Source organism: Paenibacillus sp. cl6col, from assembly GCF_900102125.1.
Classification (GTDB): domain Bacteria; phylum Bacillota; class Bacilli; order Paenibacillales; family Paenibacillaceae; genus Paenibacillus_B; species Paenibacillus_B suaedae.
Genome location: NZ_FNAZ01000001.1, coordinates 540,956 through 559,176, shown reverse-complemented (window position 1 = coordinate 559,176; position 18,221 = coordinate 540,956). Strand labels below are relative to the sequence as shown.

General features: G+C 46.3%; 14 protein-coding genes. 12 read left to right on the top strand and 2 right to left on the bottom strand.

Translation table 11 applies throughout. The features are described from left to right. Positions 1-54: 54 nt before the first annotated feature. The 4 genes from tdc (at position 55) to BLS15_RS02380 (ending at position 4,861) form a co-directional block, all read left to right on the top strand. On the top strand, positions 55-1,926 hold the full coding sequence (gene tdc, locus BLS15_RS02395; protein WP_021254319.1) for a tyrosine decarboxylase: 1,872 nt from the start codon (positions 55-57) through the stop codon (positions 1,924-1,926). Positions 1,927-2,002: 76 nt separating this feature from the next. Beyond that, on the top strand, positions 2,003-2,830 hold the full coding sequence (gene pdxK / locus BLS15_RS02390) for a pyridoxine/pyridoxal/pyridoxamine kinase (protein WP_021254318.1): 828 nt from the start codon (positions 2,003-2,005) through the stop codon (positions 2,828-2,830). Positions 2,831-2,913: 83 nt separating this feature from the next. Beyond that, on the top strand, positions 2,914-4,299 hold the full coding sequence (gene nhaC / locus BLS15_RS02385; protein ID WP_021254317.1) for a Na+/H+ antiporter NhaC: 1,386 nt from the start codon (positions 2,914-2,916) through the stop codon (positions 4,297-4,299). Between the two features lie 247 nt (positions 4,300-4,546). Further along, positions 4,547-4,861, top strand: a complete 315-nt coding sequence (locus BLS15_RS02380) for a YerC/YecD family TrpR-related protein (protein ID WP_065291372.1) — start codon at positions 4,547-4,549, stop codon at positions 4,859-4,861. A 223-nt stretch (positions 4,862-5,084) separates the two neighbouring features. Here the strand turns inward: BLS15_RS02380 and BLS15_RS29265 are convergent, their stop codons facing one another. Beyond that, positions 5,085-5,189 carry a DUF6254 family protein gene (locus tag BLS15_RS29265; protein WP_005543954.1) on the bottom strand — a complete coding sequence of 35 codons (105 nt, stop codon included), beginning with the start codon at positions 5,187-5,189 and terminating at the stop codon, positions 5,085-5,087. Positions 5,190-5,464: 275 nt separating this feature from the next. Here BLS15_RS29265 and BLS15_RS02375 point away from each other — a divergent pair, with 275 nt between their 5' ends. Continuing rightward, complete coding sequence (locus BLS15_RS02375; RefSeq protein WP_254777268.1) at positions 5,465-7,150, top strand: alpha/beta hydrolase family protein; 1,686 nt, start codon at positions 5,465-5,467, stop codon at positions 7,148-7,150. A gap of 149 nt (positions 7,151-7,299) precedes the next feature. Beyond that, on the top strand, positions 7,300-8,325 hold the full coding sequence (locus tag BLS15_RS02370; RefSeq protein WP_090509675.1) for an alpha/beta hydrolase: 1,026 nt from the start codon (positions 7,300-7,302) through the stop codon (positions 8,323-8,325). A 62-nt stretch (positions 8,326-8,387) separates the two neighbouring features. On the opposite strand, the gene BLS15_RS02365 is transcribed toward BLS15_RS02370, so the two are convergent. Next, on the bottom strand, positions 8,388-10,127 hold the full coding sequence (locus BLS15_RS02365; RefSeq protein ID WP_090509672.1) for an ABC transporter substrate-binding protein: 1,740 nt from the start codon (positions 10,125-10,127) through the stop codon (positions 8,388-8,390). Between the two features lie 133 nt (positions 10,128-10,260). On the opposite strand from BLS15_RS02365, the gene BLS15_RS02360 reads away from it, so the two are divergent. The 6 genes from BLS15_RS02360 (at position 10,261) to BLS15_RS02335 (ending at position 18,096) form a co-directional block, all read left to right on the top strand. After that, on the top strand, positions 10,261-10,791 hold the full coding sequence (locus BLS15_RS02360) for a GNAT family N-acetyltransferase (RefSeq protein WP_021254312.1): 531 nt from the start codon (positions 10,261-10,263) through the stop codon (positions 10,789-10,791). Between the two features lie 156 nt (positions 10,792-10,947). After that, complete coding sequence (locus BLS15_RS02355) at positions 10,948-12,744, top strand: flavocytochrome c (RefSeq protein WP_021254311.1); 1,797 nt, start codon at positions 10,948-10,950, stop codon at positions 12,742-12,744. A gap of 175 nt (positions 12,745-12,919) precedes the next feature. Then, positions 12,920-14,752 (top strand): adenine deaminase, encoded by a 1,833-nt coding sequence (locus BLS15_RS02350; RefSeq protein ID WP_021254310.1) that lies wholly within the window; start codon positions 12,920-12,922, stop codon positions 14,750-14,752. A 320-nt stretch (positions 14,753-15,072) separates the two neighbouring features. Further along, on the top strand, positions 15,073-15,915 hold the full coding sequence (locus tag BLS15_RS02345; protein ID WP_021254309.1) for a MerR family transcriptional regulator: 843 nt from the start codon (positions 15,073-15,075) through the stop codon (positions 15,913-15,915). 96 nt (positions 15,916-16,011) lie between these two features. Further along, complete coding sequence (locus BLS15_RS02340; protein ID WP_021254308.1) at positions 16,012-17,040, top strand: NAD(P)H-dependent amine dehydrogenase family protein; 1,029 nt, start codon at positions 16,012-16,014, stop codon at positions 17,038-17,040. Between the two features lie 195 nt (positions 17,041-17,235). Continuing rightward, entirely contained in the window at positions 17,236-18,096 is an 861-nt protein-coding gene (locus BLS15_RS02335) for a MurR/RpiR family transcriptional regulator (protein WP_021254307.1), read from the top strand. The last annotated feature ends 125 nt before the right edge of the window (positions 18,097-18,221 follow it).

Here is an 18,221-nt window from a genome sequence, read left to right as displayed (position 1 = left end):
ATCAATTCGTTTCATCACATTCAATTCATTTATACATCACGGGAGGAATAGAACATGAACTATCAAATTCCGGAAATTAACTTGAAAGCATTATTCCTTGGTTCTAAAGGCGAAAACGTTAATCTCTTCAAAGAAGTATTGAATAAAATTGTGGACGAGCATGTTGGCTGGAGACAAAACTATCAACCGCAAGATTTGCCAGTCATCTCTCCTTTCGATAAGAGCTCTGAGAGCTTCCAAAATACTGCAGACCATATGCGCAGCGTATTCGATCAATTGTCTTCCAAGCTTCGTTCCGAATCCTTGCCTTGGCATACAGCAGGACGCTTCTGGGGTCATATGAACTCTGAAACATTGATGCCTGCGATTATCGCTTATACAGCAGCAATGCTATGGAATGGTAACAACGTAGCTTATGAATCTTCTCCGGGTACATCCCAAATGGAAGAAGAAGTTGGACATCAATTGTGCAAAATGATGAGCTATCGCGAAGGACATAGCTGGGGCCACATCTGTGCCGATGGTTCCATCGCGAACTTGGAAGGTCTCTGGTATGCACGTAACATCAAGTCCTTGCCGCTTGCAATTAAAGAAGTTGCACCTGAGCATGTAGAAGGCAAATCCGAATGGGAATTGCTCAACATGCCTACGAATGAAATTATGGACATCTTGGACAAAGTTCAAGACAAATTGGATGATATCAAAGCAAAATCCGCACGCAGCGGCCGTTATTTGGACAAGCTTGGTAAATGGTTGATTCCACAAACAAAACACTATTCCTGGTTGAAAGCAGCCGACATTATCGGTATCGGCTTGGATGCTGTTGAAGCAATCGATGTAGACAGCAGCTATCACATGGATATTGAAAAGCTGGAAACACGCATTCGTGAACTGGCAGCAGAAAATACACCAATCCTTGGGGTTGTCGGCGTAGTCGGCAGTACAGAAGAAGGTCAAATCGACCATATTCATAAAATGGTTGCTCTTCGTGAAAAATTGGCGAAGGAAGGCATTTACTTCTATATCCATGTCGATGCAGCATACGGCGGATATGCACGTTCCATCTTCTTGGATGAAAACGATCAATTCATCGAATATAACAAAATTAATGAAGTATTCAAGAAACACAATGTCTTCACAGATATGAGCTTGAAGGACGAATGGCTTACTGAAGACGTATATGAAGCCTTCAAAGCAATGAGCCAAGTTGAATCCATTACAATTGACCCGCACAAAATGGGCTATATCCCTTACTCTGCAGGTGCAATCGTTATTCAAGATATCAGAATGCGCGATGCAATCTCTTACTTCGCAACATACGTGTTCGAGAAGGGTGCAGATATCCCAGCATTGCTCGGCGCGTACATTCTCGAAGGTTCCAAAGCAGGTGCAACAGCAGCTGCTGTATGGACAGCACACAAAGTATTGCCGCTTAACGTTACAGGCTTTGGTAAGTTGATGGGCGCAAGCATCGAAGGCGCTTATCGCTTCTACAACTTCTTGAAGGAAAGAACATTCAACGTTAATGGCAAAGTGATTAAACTTCATCCATTGACTAAACCAGACTTCAACATGGTTGACTATGTATTTAACGAAGAAGGCAACACAGACTTGGAGAAAATGAACAAATTGAACCATGAATTCTTCAATTACGCTTCCTATGTGAAGGGCGGATTGTATAACAACGAATTCATCACTTCTCATACAGACTTTGCAATTCCTGACTATGGCAACAGCCCATTGGAATTCGTCAACAGCCTTGGATTCAGCAGAGCAGAATGGGATCGTGTTGAAAAAGTTACAATCCTTCGTGCTTGTGCCTTGTCTCCATATGCTCATGACAAAGACGTATTCGAAGAATATGCACTTAAGATTGAGAAAGCTATTCAAGACAAGCTGGAAAAAATCTACTTGTACGAAATGTAAGTTTCAAATTTATAAAATGGAATGCGTAACAATCTTCGGTTGTTGCGCATTCCTCTTTATCCAAGGAGTGCTGGATATGACAAACATCAAAAAGGTATTAACGGTTGCAGGTTCGGACTCTAGCGGCGGCGCTGGACTACAAGCGGATCTGAAAACGTTTGAAGAATACGGAACATTTGGCTTCTCTTCCATTACTTCCATCGTTACGATGGATCCGGATAACAACTGGCATCATGCCGTATATCCGATTGATCCTGAACTTGTTCGCAATCAGATTAAAACCGTATTATCTGGGGGCAAACTAGATGCGATGAAGACAGGCATGCTCGGTTCCATTCCTGTGATCGAACTGCTTAGAGAGGTTATTGACCAGCACGACATCACGAATGTCGTCATCGACCCTGTTATGGTGTGCAAAGGCGAGGATGAAGTTGTTCAACCGGAAAACGGTGAAGCCATTCGAGAGCTTCTGCTTCCTAGAGCAACGGTTGTGACGCCCAATTTATTCGAAGCGGGACAGCTTGCGGGAATTCGCAAAGTTAGCACGCTTGAGGATATGAAGGAAGCTGCAACCAAAATTCATGAGCTTGGAGCACAGCACGTAGTCATTAAGGGTGGCAAGACATTGGAAGATCAGAAGGCTATTGATCTGCTGTTCGATGGTCAATCGTTCACATTGTTCGAAGCAGAGAAGCTGGATACGAACCATAATCATGGTGCAGGATGTACATTTGCGGCGGCTATCGCTGCTGGTCTTGCGAAGGGGATGTCGGTCAAGGATGCAGTAGCTACAGCGAAGCAATTCGTTACAGCAGGCATTGGAGGCGGATTCGCGCTTAATCAATTTGTAGGACCTGTATGGCATGGTGCGTACAATAAGGCTGAACAACGCATGAATTGCTAAACACAGCAGGTATATGTCCAATCTATAGACCCCATTTGCGAGCGCAGCATTGCAATAATTGGTCATGAAGGAGTTCGGCTTATATGAAGAAAGAAGAGGTTACACTGAAAGAAAGCCTATTTCTTTTAGTTGTTTTATTAGCCATTATAGGAGCTTGTATTATCGGCTTAAGCATGGATCCACAAATTCCGATACTATTCTCCTTGGGGATTATTATCGTCTTCGCTAAAATAAAGGGCATATCTTGGGATCGCGTTCACAAAGGAATATCGAACGGCATTACACCCGGATTAATCCCTATTCTCATCTTTATGCTAATTGGAGCCTTAATCAGCGTGTGGATTGCAGCAGGAACAATTCCGACGATTATGGTTTATGGCTTTGGCATCTTGTCCGCTAAATATTTTTTGCCTTCTGTTTTTATCATTTGTGCAGTCGTTGGTATTACAGTAGGGAGCTCATTCACTACGATCTCAACTGTAGGTATTGCCTTCTTCGGAATGGGACAGATTATGGGATACCATCCCGCCATTACGACCGGGGCAATCATTTCAGGTGCATTCTTAGGAAACAACGTCTCGCCTTTATCGGATACAACGAACCTGTCCTCGGCCATTGGTGAGGTTGACTTGTTCGAACATATCCGTTATATGCTGCGAGTTGTTATTCCCGCCTTCCTGATTTCGCTTTTGTTCTTTGGAATTGTAGGTCACGCGAAGGTGTTGACGACAGGCGAACAAATCAATGAACTTGTTCAAACTTTGAATTCGTCATTTACCGTATCTGCATGGACCTTGATTCCGGTATTGGTACTCTTCTTATGTGCATGGCGCAAGATTCCGGCCATCCCGACTTTGCTGCTAAGCATTGTCTTTACCATCGGAGTTCTGTTTATTTATCACCCAGAAACAAGCTTGGCAAGCCTATCTAAGCTGATGCAGGATGGTTATATTGCGCACACAGGCGTTGAGAGCGTGGACAAGCTGTTGTCTCGCGGCGGTATCCAGAGCATGATGTGGTCTGTATCCCTTATTTTGCTTGCATTATCATTAGGCGGGCTGTTGGTAGAATTGAACATCATCAAAACGATTATTTCTCGCATCTCTTCATTTGTTAGCACAAAAGGAAAGCTGATTCTGATGACGGCGCTTAGCTCGATGGGGATTAACCTTCTCCTTGGAGAGCAGTACTTGTCCATTATTTTACCGGGAGAAGCGTTCAAGTCTCAGTATGATGCGATTGATGTGGGACGCAAGGAAATGACGAGAATACTCGCCAATGGCGGAGCAGCTTTTAATGCGCTCATTCCTTGGGGCGTCAGTGGGGTATTTATTACAGGGACACTCGGCGTATCGACACTTGAATATTTGCCGTTCGCTATTTTCTGTATTGTTGCACCGCTTCTCAACATTTTGTACGGTTTCTTGGGAAAATCTACGAAAGCTTCCAAAGCTTCCAAAGCAGCATAATCGCAAACGATAAGAAGAAAAGTTGGTGCATAGAGCCAGCTTTTTTTCTATGGAAGGTGCTGCTCTTCTTATGAAATATGTGGTATTAATTACTAATGAAAAATAATGCTATAATATGTTATACCTATTTCAGATACTTGGAGAAAAAAATCACATAACTGGATATGTCATATGAATGACCTTCTAATCCCACCTTCAACATGATGAGATTGGAAATCAGCCAGTCAGTACTCAAGGAGGTAAACATATGTTAATAGAAGAGCTGCAGGGGAAAGCGTTAGATGAATTTTTCCAAGGGATTTTATCTTTGGAGACGATTGAAGAGTGCTATGCTTTCTTTGATGATTTGTGCACAGTAAATGAAATTAAGACGATGGTTCAGCGTTTTCAGGTTGCGAAGATGCTGCACAACCATAACACATACAGTGAGATTGAAGCTGAGGCGAATGCAAGCACGGCTACCATTTCCCGTGTTAAGCGATCCTTGAATCATGGCAACCACAGCTATGAATTCGTATTCGCACGTATGAAAGAACAATCAGAGAACAATCCAGAGAAGTAAGTTTCCAATCTTCAGACTTTACGTACGATGTATCTGCGATCTGCGTACAATGAAAACCTCTCCATGCAAGCTTATGCACCTAGAAGGAAAATCAGCCTTCAAATCAATTCATTCTTTGTGAAACGATACAATTTTCATACCATTAGGGAGAAGGAGGGGGACTAAGCTTCGCTGCATCATTACAAGATAAGCGAAATGCTCAAGTCGCCCCTTATCATGCATGTTACTCCTCAACAAGCTCCTTGAATGATTTCACCTTGCCATGCGCATGCGGTGTTTGCTTGCGGATTTTATCGGCGTTTTCCCGGCGATGTTTTGGAATGGACATGGATGATAGCCTCCTCTTGAAATGAGCCCAATAAGGCATAGTAAGTTTGCGGCTGGATAGATGCAAGCATCTGTCTAGCCGTGCTGCACTCGGTTCAATCGTGAACCGAATGTGTTGTTAATATGAGCTGGATTCATAGCGACTATCCCCGCCAATGTTAGGGGGAGAGGGGTTATGGATTCTTTTGACATGGAATTGGGTGTTGTGATATCTTTTATTTAGACATTTATCTAAATGTCTAATGGGTTCTAATTCTGTGGCCGGGGGGATTCCAATTGAATAAATCAGCTTGGAAATGGATGATGGCAGCATGTTTGCTGCTCGGGAGCGCAGTCCCAACTGCATTTGCGGAGGAGACGAAGCAGGAAGCGGCATCAGAAAAGAAGGAAACTGCTAGTATGGTGCAACTGCGGCAAGCGGCGAACGCAATTGGAGCTTATGTAAAGTGGGATCAGAGTACGAAAGAAGCAACGGTTACTTATGGGGATCGTGTATGGATCGTACGCAGCGGGTCTGTTGAATCGACGATTAGCGGCCAACTGTTGAAGCTGACTGCGGCACCTAGAGTGGAGCAAGGAACTCTGGTTGTAACTTGGAACGATCTGTGTGAAGCCTTGCACATTCAAGCGAAGTGGGTAAATGGGAAAGTGGAAGCAGAGACGTCGGACTGGAAGACGCGTGCGTCTCAATTTGTCATGCAATTCGCAGCAGCCGCTGACCGTCCGGAAGCGGTGGAGCAGATCCAATCTTCTCTGACTCCGGCACTCAAAAATGCGGGTCACGTGTACCCGATCGGCATGTTTGCCAAGCAAATTACGACGATGTTCGGGCAGCCAACCCAATTGATCCAAGTCACGCAAACTGAAAATGATGTGCATCGTAATGCTGCCGTCTCATTCAAGACTGATAAAGGCTCGGTATTATCCGTGGTACTTCGTTATGCTAAGGACGGCTTGGTGGATGATATGTATTTCAATTTCGTACCCCAAGGTCAATATCAAGCCCCATCCTATGATGATAAGGATGCTTATAGAGAAGAGTCGATCGTAATCGGAGAAGGGGAATTCAAGCTGCCGGGCACACTGACAGTGCCAGCGTCAGGAGACGGGAATTATCCGGTTCTGGTGCTTGTACATGGATCGGGTGCGAATGATCGAGATGAATCGATCGGCAGCAGCAAGATGTTCCGTGACCTGTCCGTCGGCCTTGCCAAGCAAGGGATTGCAACGATTCGTTATGAGAAGCGGACGCGTGAATATTCGTATCAGTCCACCGCAGTTCCACGCTTTACGGTGAAGGAAGAGACGATAGATGATGCCCTTCATGCGGTTGCTTGGGCGGCCCAAGACAAGCGGCTGAACAAGCAGCAGATCTTTGTGCTTGGCCACAGTCAAGGCGGAATGCTCGTGCCTAGAATTCTTGCTCAGGATACTGCGAAGGCAATTCGGGGAGCTGTAGTTGCAGCAGGGCCATCTGGCCCGCTTGAGGATCTCATGCTGACGCAATTCGAAGGCCAATTGGCTCGTGCGAAGGAGTCGAAGCTTCCAGAGCAGGCAATTGCTCAATTGGAAGCACAAGTAGCAGCTTGGAAGCAGTCCCTTCAAATCATAAAAAATAAAGAATATACAGTCGACAACTACCCGGCAAATCTGCCAATCGGCACACCTTCTTGGTGGTTTGATTTCCGTGACTATTATGGCGGAGACATTGCGAAGACTCAGCAAGTTCCGATGTTCCTCATCCAAGGGGACAATGATGTCCAAGTGGGCAAGGAGCATTTAGACGGCTGGAAGAAGGCGCTGTCGGCTCGTACCAATGTCGCATACAAGCTGTATCCGAAGCTGAACCATGTTTTTGTACCGTATGATAAACCATCGACCGGAGAAGAATATATGCTGCCGGGCAACGTACCGCTTGAAGTCATTACGGACATGGCGAAATGGATAAAAACTCTATCTTAATGATATCGTTGCCGTTATACACGTCAATGTAGCATTGGCTTATAACCAAGAGCGTGATAGTCTAGATAGCTAGGCTATGCGCTCTTTGTGATTTTTGAGTGGAATGATTTATGCGTTATAATGGATAAATAGTTAAAGGGGGGCTGGTCATGCGACGTACGAAAAAACCGCGAAAACGTAGAATCTGGCTTCTGATCTCCCTTGTTCTCATTATTTTGGTTCCCTACATATTGGTGAACAGCACACCTGCATTAACAGCGCTGTTTGTAAGAAAACTATTTGAGACTCCAATCGCGACCCAGCCAGCAGGGTATGCTTCGTATAGCAGCCAAGTGCAGGTTCAGCATGATTTGACCTATCCATCAAGGTATAAGGACAACCGATTCGATATATACTTGCCACAATCATCAAGCGCCGAAGGAGCGAAATCATACCCGACTATTATCTGGGTGCATGGAGGTGCGTATGTTGGAGGGGATAAGAAGGATCTTGCAATTTTCTCCACCATGTTAGCAAGTCAAGGTTATGTGGTATTGGCGATGAATTATGAGCGCGCACCAGAAGCCAAATATCCTACACCTCTTTTGCAACTGGATGAATGTTATCAATATGTGAAGGCAAATCCGGATCGCTTCCCGATTGATACGAATCGGCTATTCTTTGCCGGAGATTCGGCAGGAGCACAGATTGCCAGCAACTATACAGCTATTCAGACGAACTCAGATTTGGCACGTCAAATGGGTATGGAGCAAGCAGTGCCACGAGACACGATAAAGGGAATGCTGCTGTATTGCGGCCCATTCGATCTTCAACTGTTCCACAGTACGAAGTATTCGCTGCCTGTGCAATTTTTCTTGAATCAAGTAGCTTGGAGCTACATCGGAGAGAAGAATTGGCATGAAGTGGAGAAGGTGAAGTTAGCTTCGGTTGTGAACTTTGTGACGAAGGATTATCCGCCAACCTTTATTACCGATGGCAACAAAAATTCATTTGAGGAGCACGGAAGAGAGCTGGCTGCAAGGCTGGAGGCAGTGAATGTCCCGGTTCATTCGCTATTTTTCGAGCAGGATGAAGCGATTACCGAGCATGAGTTTCAATTTAAGCTAGATACCGAGTCTGGAATGAAGGCATTGGAGCAATCTTTGTCATTTTTGAGGCAGTACGCGAGCAAATAAAAAAACAGGAGCCAGCATGCACAAAATAAGACAAAGCACACTGCGCTCCTGTTGGTTATCTATTAATTTTTCAACGGTGGAGTCCATAATTTATACAGGTCAGCAAATCCAAATGAATCATATTGAACATGCTGCAGCATAGGATGAATGGGGCGCACGTGCTGCGGATGATGCATGAAACCGATGCAGGCTTCATCAACTACGTATTGGACAATGCGATCAATTCGTCTTTCTCTCTCCTCCGCATTTTCATGTTGGAACAAAACGAATTGGGAATCAATCCATTCGAGCTGTTCATCGCTCAAATAACGACGGAAAGCCAATGCATCGCTGCGGAAAGCAGCAAGCACTGACAGATGCGGATCCAGTGATGATACCTCACCGGACAGGATGATATCCATGTGCGGATCGTTCGTCGAATCATGGACATCGTTTAAGGAGTAGGGATGAAGTTCGATATGGATCCCGATACTGAGCGCCCTTTGTTGAATCCATCCTGCTTCCTCCCATGCCTCTGGGATATCCAGCATATATAGCCGCAGCTTTTCGCCGCTATAGGAGCTGGAGGCTAGCCATCTTTTTGCCTCTGTTAGACTTTTCCTGATCAGTGTGCTTCTCCACGGGAAAAAATGAGAGGCTGGGATAAGCCCAGTTCTGCCTAACTCCTTCCACATGGTTTCCATGTCCAGCAATTCGTTCAACGCTTTCCGCAGCATGCGATCCTGCATGGTAGAAGAGTGCTTCGTATTAAACATAGCAAACCGATATCCAAGTTCCGTAGGGCGATCATATGCCGCATTGAAAGGAACTGTTCCAGTGCTAGGGATGTCATATTGGATAAGATGTGCCCGTTCCGGCGGCATTTGCCAACAATGGATCTCATCCATATAAGCGCGTTCGCGAAAATACGAATCAAATGCATGCAGTACAACTCGATTTTGCTGGCAGGATACAATCCGATATGGCCCTGTGCCGATAAAGAAGCTGTCCGTATTCTCACCATCTTCGGGGAGGATGATCATCGGTGTTGATGCTAGATAGCGCCCAAACAAAGGATTCGAGCGATGTAGTATAATCCGAGCCACGAGTGGCGAAGGACAATCTATAGATGCGATATCTCGGGCTAGCCAGCGATTGGGACAGGCTGAATGCATGAGCCTCTCCATGCTGAACTTGACGTCCCGACTAGTCAAAGCGCGATGGTGATGGAACCATACCTGCTTGCGCAAATATATCGTCCATGTTAGCCCCTGTTCATCGACCTCCCACCCAATAGCTAAATGAGGAACAAGCTCATTCTGATCGGCATCATAACGGAGCAGTGTATCCCCGATCAACGAGGCAAGCATTGAATCATAGGTGATCGATACGAACGCAGGATCAAGATTCGTTACCGGAAAGGTCGTAATTGCATGTAACACATCCTTGCCAAATGTTGTAGACTGCAGCCCCAACTGCTCTTGAATAGGCTTTTGCAAATCACCGATCCACTGCCTTGGAAAAGGAAGCTGAAGCACTTGGAGCAGTTGCTCCATGTCCTGTTGCTGAAGACAGAGCTGAATGAAATCAAGCAGATCCTCATAAAAATCCGTAACGAAGCAAATCTCGGATTGATTTCCTCTGCCGCGTCCGGGAATGTAAGTACAATCATACTCAGATACCAGCTTATGTAGCTTTCGTTTAGCATTTTTCCGGCTGCAATGCCATACATTCTCCAATTCTTTCAGCCGCAGCATTGCGGTATGCTCATGTTCACGCTCGTAGAGATAGGCGCGCAATGATAAATAATCCAGTTGAAGCAATTGACTCACCTCACTAAAAGGGGACATGTAAGCAAGGATTATACCCTTTTTCCCTCTTTTTGCAAGGCTGATAATAGAGATAAAGCAATTATTATTAGTTTTCTAAACAAGAGAAAAGCAGGGAGGCATTCCTATGTTCACAACACAAAGAATCCGATTGCGCAAAATGACGGAGCAGGATGCACAGGTGTATCATAGCTGGAGAAACGATGCAAGGGTGATGGAGACAACGAATCTGCATATGGATTTATATGCTCCTGAGGATACTGATGCTTTTGTTCGCACTGTTATACTTGGATCTTCGAGTTCGAAATCGTATATCATTGGTGACGCAGACACGGAAAAGCCCATCGGAATCATGTCGCTCATTTCAATCGATTACAAAAATCGCAATGCGGAGCTGATTATCGATATCGGCGAACCGGATTATTGGGGGAAAGGGTACGGTCAGGAAGCATTGCAGATTTTGCTGCACTATGCCTTCAATGAGTTGAATTTGCATCGATTGTCCTTACGGGTGTTCGATTTTAACGAGAGAGCGATTAGGCTGTACTCGAAAATAGGCTTCAAGCAAGAGGGGGTTATAAAAGAGGCCTTATTCCGGAATGGATCTTGGCACGATATTATTCATATGGGACTGCTGCAATCCGAGTACATGAAGTAAAATCTACAGCGAAAATATGAAAATAAAAGATATACTAGGTGAAAGTGATAACTTTCACTTTTAACATTACAAATATATGCTACTCTTATCTATGTACGGTACATCTTCCGCATGCGCAGCGGATAACCAGTATATACAGACGAGGGGTATAACTACATGAAGAGCATTCGTAAAGCTGGAACTTGGCTGCTCATTTTATGTCTTATTGTAATGGTAGCAGCTTGTGGCAATGGAAGTGGCAAGGAATCGCAAGGAGCCGCACAGCAGGAACAAGGCAAGACCATTACTTCTGTCGGGGAAGGTGATGGCAAGCACGGTGCGATCAAGGTAGAGGTTACATTCGACAATAATGAAATTACGGATATTAAGGTACTCGAACAGAAGGAGAACGAAGTTCTGGCCGAGCCTGTATATAAACAGCTGAAAGAAAATATGATCAGCACCAATACGGCTGAAGTAGATGCAATCAGCGGCTCCAGCATGACGAGCCATGGCTTCATTGATGCAGTCCAAGATGCTGTATCTAAAGCAGGAATTACGCTCATCGCGAAGAAGGCCGATTCCTCCAATAAATCCGAGGAGCCTGCGGAACAAACCTATGACATCGTTGTGGTTGGTGCAGGCGGAGCGGGATTCAGTGCGGCAATTGAAGCGAAGAAAGCAGGTGCTACTGTCGTTCTGTTGGAGAAGATGCCAACCGTTGGCGGTAACACATTGATTTCCGGCGGGGAAATGAACGCAGCGAACACATGGGTTCAACAGAAACTTGGCATTAAAGATGATGTCGAATTGTTTATTAAGGATACGCTGAAGGGCGGAGACAACGTCGGTGATCCAGAGATGGTGCGCACGATGGCTGAGAATGCGACCCAAGCAGCAGAATGGCTGAAGGATGAGATCAAGGTTGAATTTTTGCCGGATCATCTCTTCCAGTTCGGTGGACACTCCGTGAAGCGCGCGCTTATTCCACAGGGACATACAGGGGCAGAGCTGATTACGAAGCTGAAGAAGCATTTGGATGGGGCTGGCATTCCGCTGAAGACAGATACGAAAGTGGAAAAGCTGCTCACAGACAACTCTGGCAAAGTAATCGGCGTAGAAGCAACAGGCGCTAAAGGAAGCAAGCTGACATTCCATGCGAACAAGGGCGTTATCATTGCATCCGGCGGCTTTGGCTCCAATGTAGAAATGCGTAAGAAATATAATCCGGAGTATGACGAGAAATACATGACAACAGATGCTCCTGGCTCTACAGGTGACGGTATCGTGATGGCTCAGGATGTAGGGGCTGCATTAACGAACATGGAGAGCATTCAAACGTATCCGGTCTGCGATCCAGTAACAGGTGTTATTTCGCTCGTAGCGGACAGCCGCTTCGATGGCGCAATCCTTGTGAACCAAAGCGGTAAACGGTTTGTTGAAGAGCTTGAACGCCGCGACGTAATTTCCAAGGCAATTTTGGCGCAAGAGGGAAAATACGCTTACCAACTGTGGAACGAAGATATTGCGAATATTAGCAAAACGCACGAGGTGCACAAGGACGAATACGATGCGCTCGTGAAGGAAGGCATGCTGTATAAAGCGGACACGCTTGAAGACGCTGCAAAGTTCTTCAACATCGATCCGGCTGCATTGAAGGCAACGATTGAGCGGGTCAACGGCTTCGCAAAAGCAGGAGACGATAAGGACTTCCATCATCGTGCTGGCCTGAAGGACATGAGCAAGGGCCCTTATTATATTGAAAAAGCAGTTCCATCCGTTCACCATACGATGGGTGGCGTGGTGATCAACAAGACGACTCAAGTATTGAATGAGAAGGGACAACCGATCCCAGGCTTGTTCGCAGCAGGTGAAGTAACAGGTGTCATCCACGGCAAGAACCGTCTCGGCGGCAACGCGGTTGCGGACGCCATTACATTCGGCCGTATTGCAGGACAACAGTCTGTGAAATAAAGTTAGGCAGATGTGATTATAGTGAAGCCTGATTAACAAGCTAATCATAGTAAATGGAAGTAGGCCGCAGCTTAGCTGCGGTCTTTTCTTGTAGAGAATATTTTCCCAATCACCTATAATGGGAGGATGGCATCATATATAACCATATTTTTCTTACAAAGGAGACATCGACATAATGGGATCCGCATCACTCTTTGCAAGACCAAGACCGCATCTAGCAGAATGCGTGCCTGACCTCGTAGCAACGGCAAGAGGAGATAAGAAAGCGACGCTTGTCATTCAGCATGCCAAGTTGGTCAATGTGACTTCTGGAGAAATATTGGACGATATGTCCATCGGTGTACAAGGTTCAAGGATTGCATTTGTAGGCAAGGATGCAAGTCATCTTATCGGAGACACGACGAAAGTTATTGATGCACAGGGCCGTTATGTAGCGCCCGGACTGCTTGACGGGCATTGCCATATTGAGAGCAGCCAGATTACGCCAACGCAATTTGCAAGAGCTGTATTGCCGAAAGGGACGACAGGCGGCTTTTTCGACGCGCATGAGATTACGAACGTTCTTGGACTTCCGGGATTGAAGCTTATGCTTGATGAAGCGAGAACGACTCCACTCGCCGCTTACATGCAGGTCGCTTCCTGCGTGCCTTCTACCGGCCCAGAGCTGGAGACGGCAGGCGCTTCGATTGGACCGGCCGAGGTAGCGGAAGCCTTTACGTGGGGCCCGGACATGATTGCCCTCGGCGAAGTCATGAACTTCCCGGGCGTCGTATTCGGCGATGACAAAATGATTGGGGAAATTCAAGCTGCCTTGCGCGCAGGCAGAGTAGCTGATGGACACTATACATGGCCTGTTCAAGACTGGCGATTGCCAGCATATGCCGCCAGCGGGATTACCGGGTGCCATGAAAGCGTGAATGCGGAGGATGTCATCGCACGCGTGCGGCTGGGCATGTATGCGAAAATGAGACGAGGTTCCGCATGGCATGACGTTGCGGAGTCAATCAAGGCCCATACTGAGCACAATATCGACACGCGCCGCATGATACTCGTCACCGACGATCGGAGTCCAGAGTCGCTAGTAGATGAAGGACATATGGATTTCGTTGTACGCCATGCGATTGCGCAGGGTGTGCGTCCTGTGACGGCATTCCAGATGGCAACCATTAATACGGCAGAACGATTTGGCGTGGCGCGGGATGTAGGTTCGATTACGCCGGGTTCGTTCGCGGACATGATTATGCTGGACGGTCATATTTCCGACGTGAATGTAATCATGACGATTGCTGCCGGACAAGTAGTCGCCGAGCATGGTCAAATGGTCGTCGAACTTCCAGAGTTCCATTATCCCGAATCAGCGATTCGATCCGTACACTTGGCTCGTCCGGTAAAGGCAGAAGACTTCGTGATTCAAGCGCCGATTACGGGCGGTGTTGCAACTGCGCGTTCGATTCAAGTGAGGGAGAATCATGTGGACACGAAGGAATTGCTTGTGTCTGTGCAGGTTGAAGACGGAATCGCATCACTACGAGATCAAGCGGATTTATGTAAATTAGCCGTCATCGAGCGCCACCGTGGTACGGGCAAGCAGGCAGTAGGCTTCGTATCCGGTGTAGGGTTCCAGGAACCGGCTGCATTGGCTTCGACGGTTGCACATGATTGTCATAACGTCATGGTCATCGGCAACTCCGACGAGCTTATGGCGAAGGCCGCGAATGTCGTTGCCGATATGCAGGGCGGTATCGCGCTCGTTACCGAGACGGAAATCGTAACATTGCCGTTGCCCGTTGCTGGCCTTATGTCGAATGCGCCGTTCGAGCAAGTAGCGGAACAGTCGAAGGCGGTTAGCGAAGCCTTGAACAAGGCAGGCTGCACGATGAACTATGCGTTCATGACCTTATCGCTGCTTGCGCTTGTTGTCGTTCCCGAGCTCCGTCTGTCAGATATCGGTCTCATCAAAACGACGGAACAAGGTTTTGTTCAGGTGCCATTGTTCGTGGAGCAATAAAATTAGCCTTCATCTTTATATACAGTCATTTCAGTCAGGCGTCTTTCCAAGCGGAAAGCGCCTTTTTTATATAATCTTTTCTTATGAATTAGCGAATTAGAAAGGTGGAAACTGCATGCAGAGGCACTTGCAGCTGCTTCTACTATCGTCGAACTATTTTTGCATACGTTGAAGGCATTGGGCATGAGGCGGATATAGAAACCGATTGTTTTTTGCTAACAACCAATGCTGTAACGGTAGAGATCGTAGAAGGACAATCGACATGATGAAGCGAAAAGGAAGAGATACGTTTAATAGCTTACTAGTTGAGGTGCACCGTCATGACGAAACTATCTATCGGCCGTATGGCCGAGCTGAATCATACCTCTGTACAAACACTTCGGTATTATGACAAGCTCGGTCTCTTGAAGCCTGAGTTTATTGAAGAAAGCACAGGTTATCGGTATTATGCAATCAAGCAGTGCGCAAGATTGGACATGATCAACTATATGAAGTATCTGGGAATGTCCTTGGACAGCATCAAGGCATGGCTCGATCATGAAGAGGTCGAATCAATTCCTGCAATGCTGCGGAAGCAGGCGGCGCTAATTGAGCAGAAAATGAATGAACTGGAGCAGATGAGGAGAGCAGTTAACGTAAGCATCAACAATTATGAAACGTATATCCAAGCGCCAAAAGACGGATATATTGTGCTGGAGCACATTCCTGCACGCAAAATCTTTTGCTATGACAGCGGCATCAATATCTATGAGAACACGTTGGAATCCTATGAGTATATATTGCGAGAGCTGCGAACACAGGCAATTGTGAATCACCTGCCGATGGCATACTTCTGCAATGTCGGTTCAATGATACGCAAGGACAGGTTGAAGCGAGGTGAGTTCATATCTACGGAAATATTTCTGTTCGTCGATGATGACTTTGCTATGCAAGAGGGGGTTGAATGGATTCCCGAGCACGACTATTTGTGTATCTATTGCAGCAGTTTCTTCGAAGAGCAGGAGTGCGCTAATAAGCTGCTCGCCTACGTTCGCGAGCTTGATTACGACATCATAGGCGATTACATTTGCGAAGTCGTAGTTGAGCTGCCGGTATTTCATCATGAGGAGCGCAACATGTTCATGAAATTGCAGATTCCCGTACAAAAGGGATTGACTCTATAGTTGCTATAGAGTTTATGATGAGGACATAGGAGCTCCAAGTATTTCAGATACATTAGATTGTGAAATTAATAACAATCCATTAAGGAGGCTGTCCACATGCGAGAAAAAATCAGAGTGATTCAATATGGCTGCGGGAAAATGGGAATTTACTTTTTGAGATATTTGTATGAAAAAGGGGCTGAAATCGTTGGTGCAATCGATCTTAATCCGAACGTCGTCGGCAAGGACGTTGGCGAAGTAGCGGGACTCGGCGTGAAGCTGAACGTGCCAATTCGCTCGGATGCAGAGGAAGTATTCAAGGAGTGTGACGCGCAGGTGTGCATTATTGCGACGACGAGCTTGTTAAGCGATACGTATGCTGCATTCGAACTTGCTGCGCGCTATGGAGTGAACGCCATCAGCACATGCGAAGAGGCCTTCTATCCATGGACTACTTCTCCGGCGCTGACGAACAGATTAGATCGGTTGGCGAAGGACAACAATTGCACGTTGACGGGATCTGGATATCAGGATGTATTCTGGGGCAGCTTGATCACGACATTGGCAGGGGCAACGCATCAGATTACGAGAATCGAAGGCATGTCCAGCTACAACGTGGAAGAGTACGGCATTGCACTAGCAGAGGTTCATGGTGCGGGATTGACGCTTGCGGAATTTGAAGAGAAGATTGCAAGCAACAATGACTTGCCTTCCTTCATGCGCAATGCCAATGAGTGGCTATGCTCGCAGTTCGGCTGGACGATCAAGTCGATGGATCAGCAGTTGATTCCGATGACGCATGACAAAGATCTGTACTCGACGACACTCGGCAGAACGATTCCGGCCGGCGACGCGACGGGTATGTCCGCGGTCGTCACTACGGTAACCCATCAAGGATCGGTCATCGTGACAGAATGCATCGGCAAAGTATATGCGGAGGATGAAGTAGATCATAATGACTGGATCATCAAGGGGGAGCCGAAGACAGAGGTTAAGATCTCGTGCCCGGCTACCGTAGAGCTTACCTGTGCAACGGTGGTCAATCGTATTCCGGATCTGCTGCAGTCACCTGCGGGCTTTTACACGACGGAGAAAATGCCTCCGGCACAGTATCGCACCTATCCGCTCCATTATTACGTGAAATAATATAGATCGTGACAAGGCAATGGCTGTAAAGCTGTTGCCTTTTTCTGTAACTATTCCCTGTATAATTTTTGGAAATTTTACAATTGTGCGATGAAAGTCATTGCATTCCGGCAAGATGCAAGCTAGAATAAAATATAATATCAAAATGATAGTTTTGTTTCGAAATAAAATTTCTTGGCGAGTAGGGATAGACATATGTCGATACATGATAATATTTTGATCAAAATCCGTGATATGAAGGATAGTCTTACGCCAGTAGAACGTATCGTTGCTGAGTACGTGCTCGCAAACTTGGAAGAGATTCCGCACTTGTCGATCAAGAACTTGGCGCAGCTGACGAAGACCAGCGATGCATCCGTGCTTCGCTTCTGCAAGACGATGGGCTATTCAGGCTACCGCAGCTTTATCGTCAGCATCTCCGCATCAATCGGATCGATGGATGACGAGCAGAAGGATCAGTATACAGACATTCAACCAGGGGATGATTTAGATACGATCATCTCTAATATTTCGCGCAACAATAGTAAATCCATCGAGGATACGCTCTGTGTCATTGACCGGAAAGAAATCGGCCGTGCCGTGCAGGTGCTGCGCGAGAGCAATCGGGTTGTGTTCTTCGGTATTGGCGCATCAGGGCTCGTTGCGATTGATGGGGAGCAGAAGTTCTCGCGCATCAACAAAATGTGCCATGCGTATACGGACGGGCATAGTCAGTTAACGGCGGCTACACTGCTCGATAAGGGCGATGTGGCGATTTTTGTCTCGAATTCAGGCGACACGATTGATATTCTGGATTCGTTGGAAATCGCCAAGAAAAATGGCGCCTGTATTATTGCGATAACGAAATATACAAAAAGCGAGCTGGCGGATAATGCCGATATCGTGCTGAGCATATCCACGCCCGAGGTTACGATTCGCAGTGGTGCGATGGGCTCTCGTATCGCTATGCTGACGGTAATCGATATACTTTTTGCAGGAGTCGCGAGTGCGGAATATAAGAATGTGAAGAAGTATTTGACGAAAACACATAATATTTTGGCCAGCAAGCATCGTTGATACGAAGAACAGATCAACATGGCAGACATCGGCAGGGCACGTGCGCCGGTGTCTTTTTTTGTTGAAAAACAAAAAATAAAACACCAATAATTTATTTTATAATAAAATTTTATTTCAAAAACTGT

Bases quoted from the DNA above. Each gene is read 5' to 3' on its own strand.
- BLS15_RS02340 (WP_021254308.1), top strand. From the start codon at position 16,012: ATGCGAGAAAAAATCAGAGTGATTCAATATGGCTGCGGGAAAATGGGA.
- BLS15_RS29265 (WP_005543954.1), bottom strand. From the start codon at position 5,189: ATGTCCATTCCAAAACATCGCCGGGAAAACGCCGATAAAATCCGCAAG.
- pdxK (WP_021254318.1), top strand. From the start codon at position 2,003: ATGACAAACATCAAAAAGGTATTAACGGTTGCAGGTTCGGACTCTAGC.
- BLS15_RS02360 (WP_021254312.1), top strand. From the start codon at position 10,261: ATGTTCACAACACAAAGAATCCGATTGCGCAAAATGACGGAGCAGGAT.
- BLS15_RS02335 (WP_021254307.1), top strand. From the start codon at position 17,236: ATGTCGATACATGATAATATTTTGATCAAAATCCGTGATATGAAGGAT.
- BLS15_RS02380 (WP_065291372.1), top strand. From the start codon at position 4,547: ATGTTAATAGAAGAGCTGCAGGGGAAAGCGTTAGATGAATTTTTCCAA.
- nhaC (WP_021254317.1), top strand. From the start codon at position 2,914: ATGAAGAAAGAAGAGGTTACACTGAAAGAAAGCCTATTTCTTTTAGTT.
- tdc (WP_021254319.1), top strand. From the start codon at position 55: ATGAACTATCAAATTCCGGAAATTAACTTGAAAGCATTATTCCTTGGT.
- BLS15_RS02370 (WP_090509675.1), top strand. From the start codon at position 7,300: ATGCGACGTACGAAAAAACCGCGAAAACGTAGAATCTGGCTTCTGATC.
- BLS15_RS02350 (WP_021254310.1), top strand. From the start codon at position 12,920: ATGGGATCCGCATCACTCTTTGCAAGACCAAGACCGCATCTAGCAGAA.
- BLS15_RS02355 (WP_021254311.1), top strand. From the start codon at position 10,948: ATGAAGAGCATTCGTAAAGCTGGAACTTGGCTGCTCATTTTATGTCTT.
- BLS15_RS02345 (WP_021254309.1), top strand. From the start codon at position 15,073: ATGACGAAACTATCTATCGGCCGTATGGCCGAGCTGAATCATACCTCT.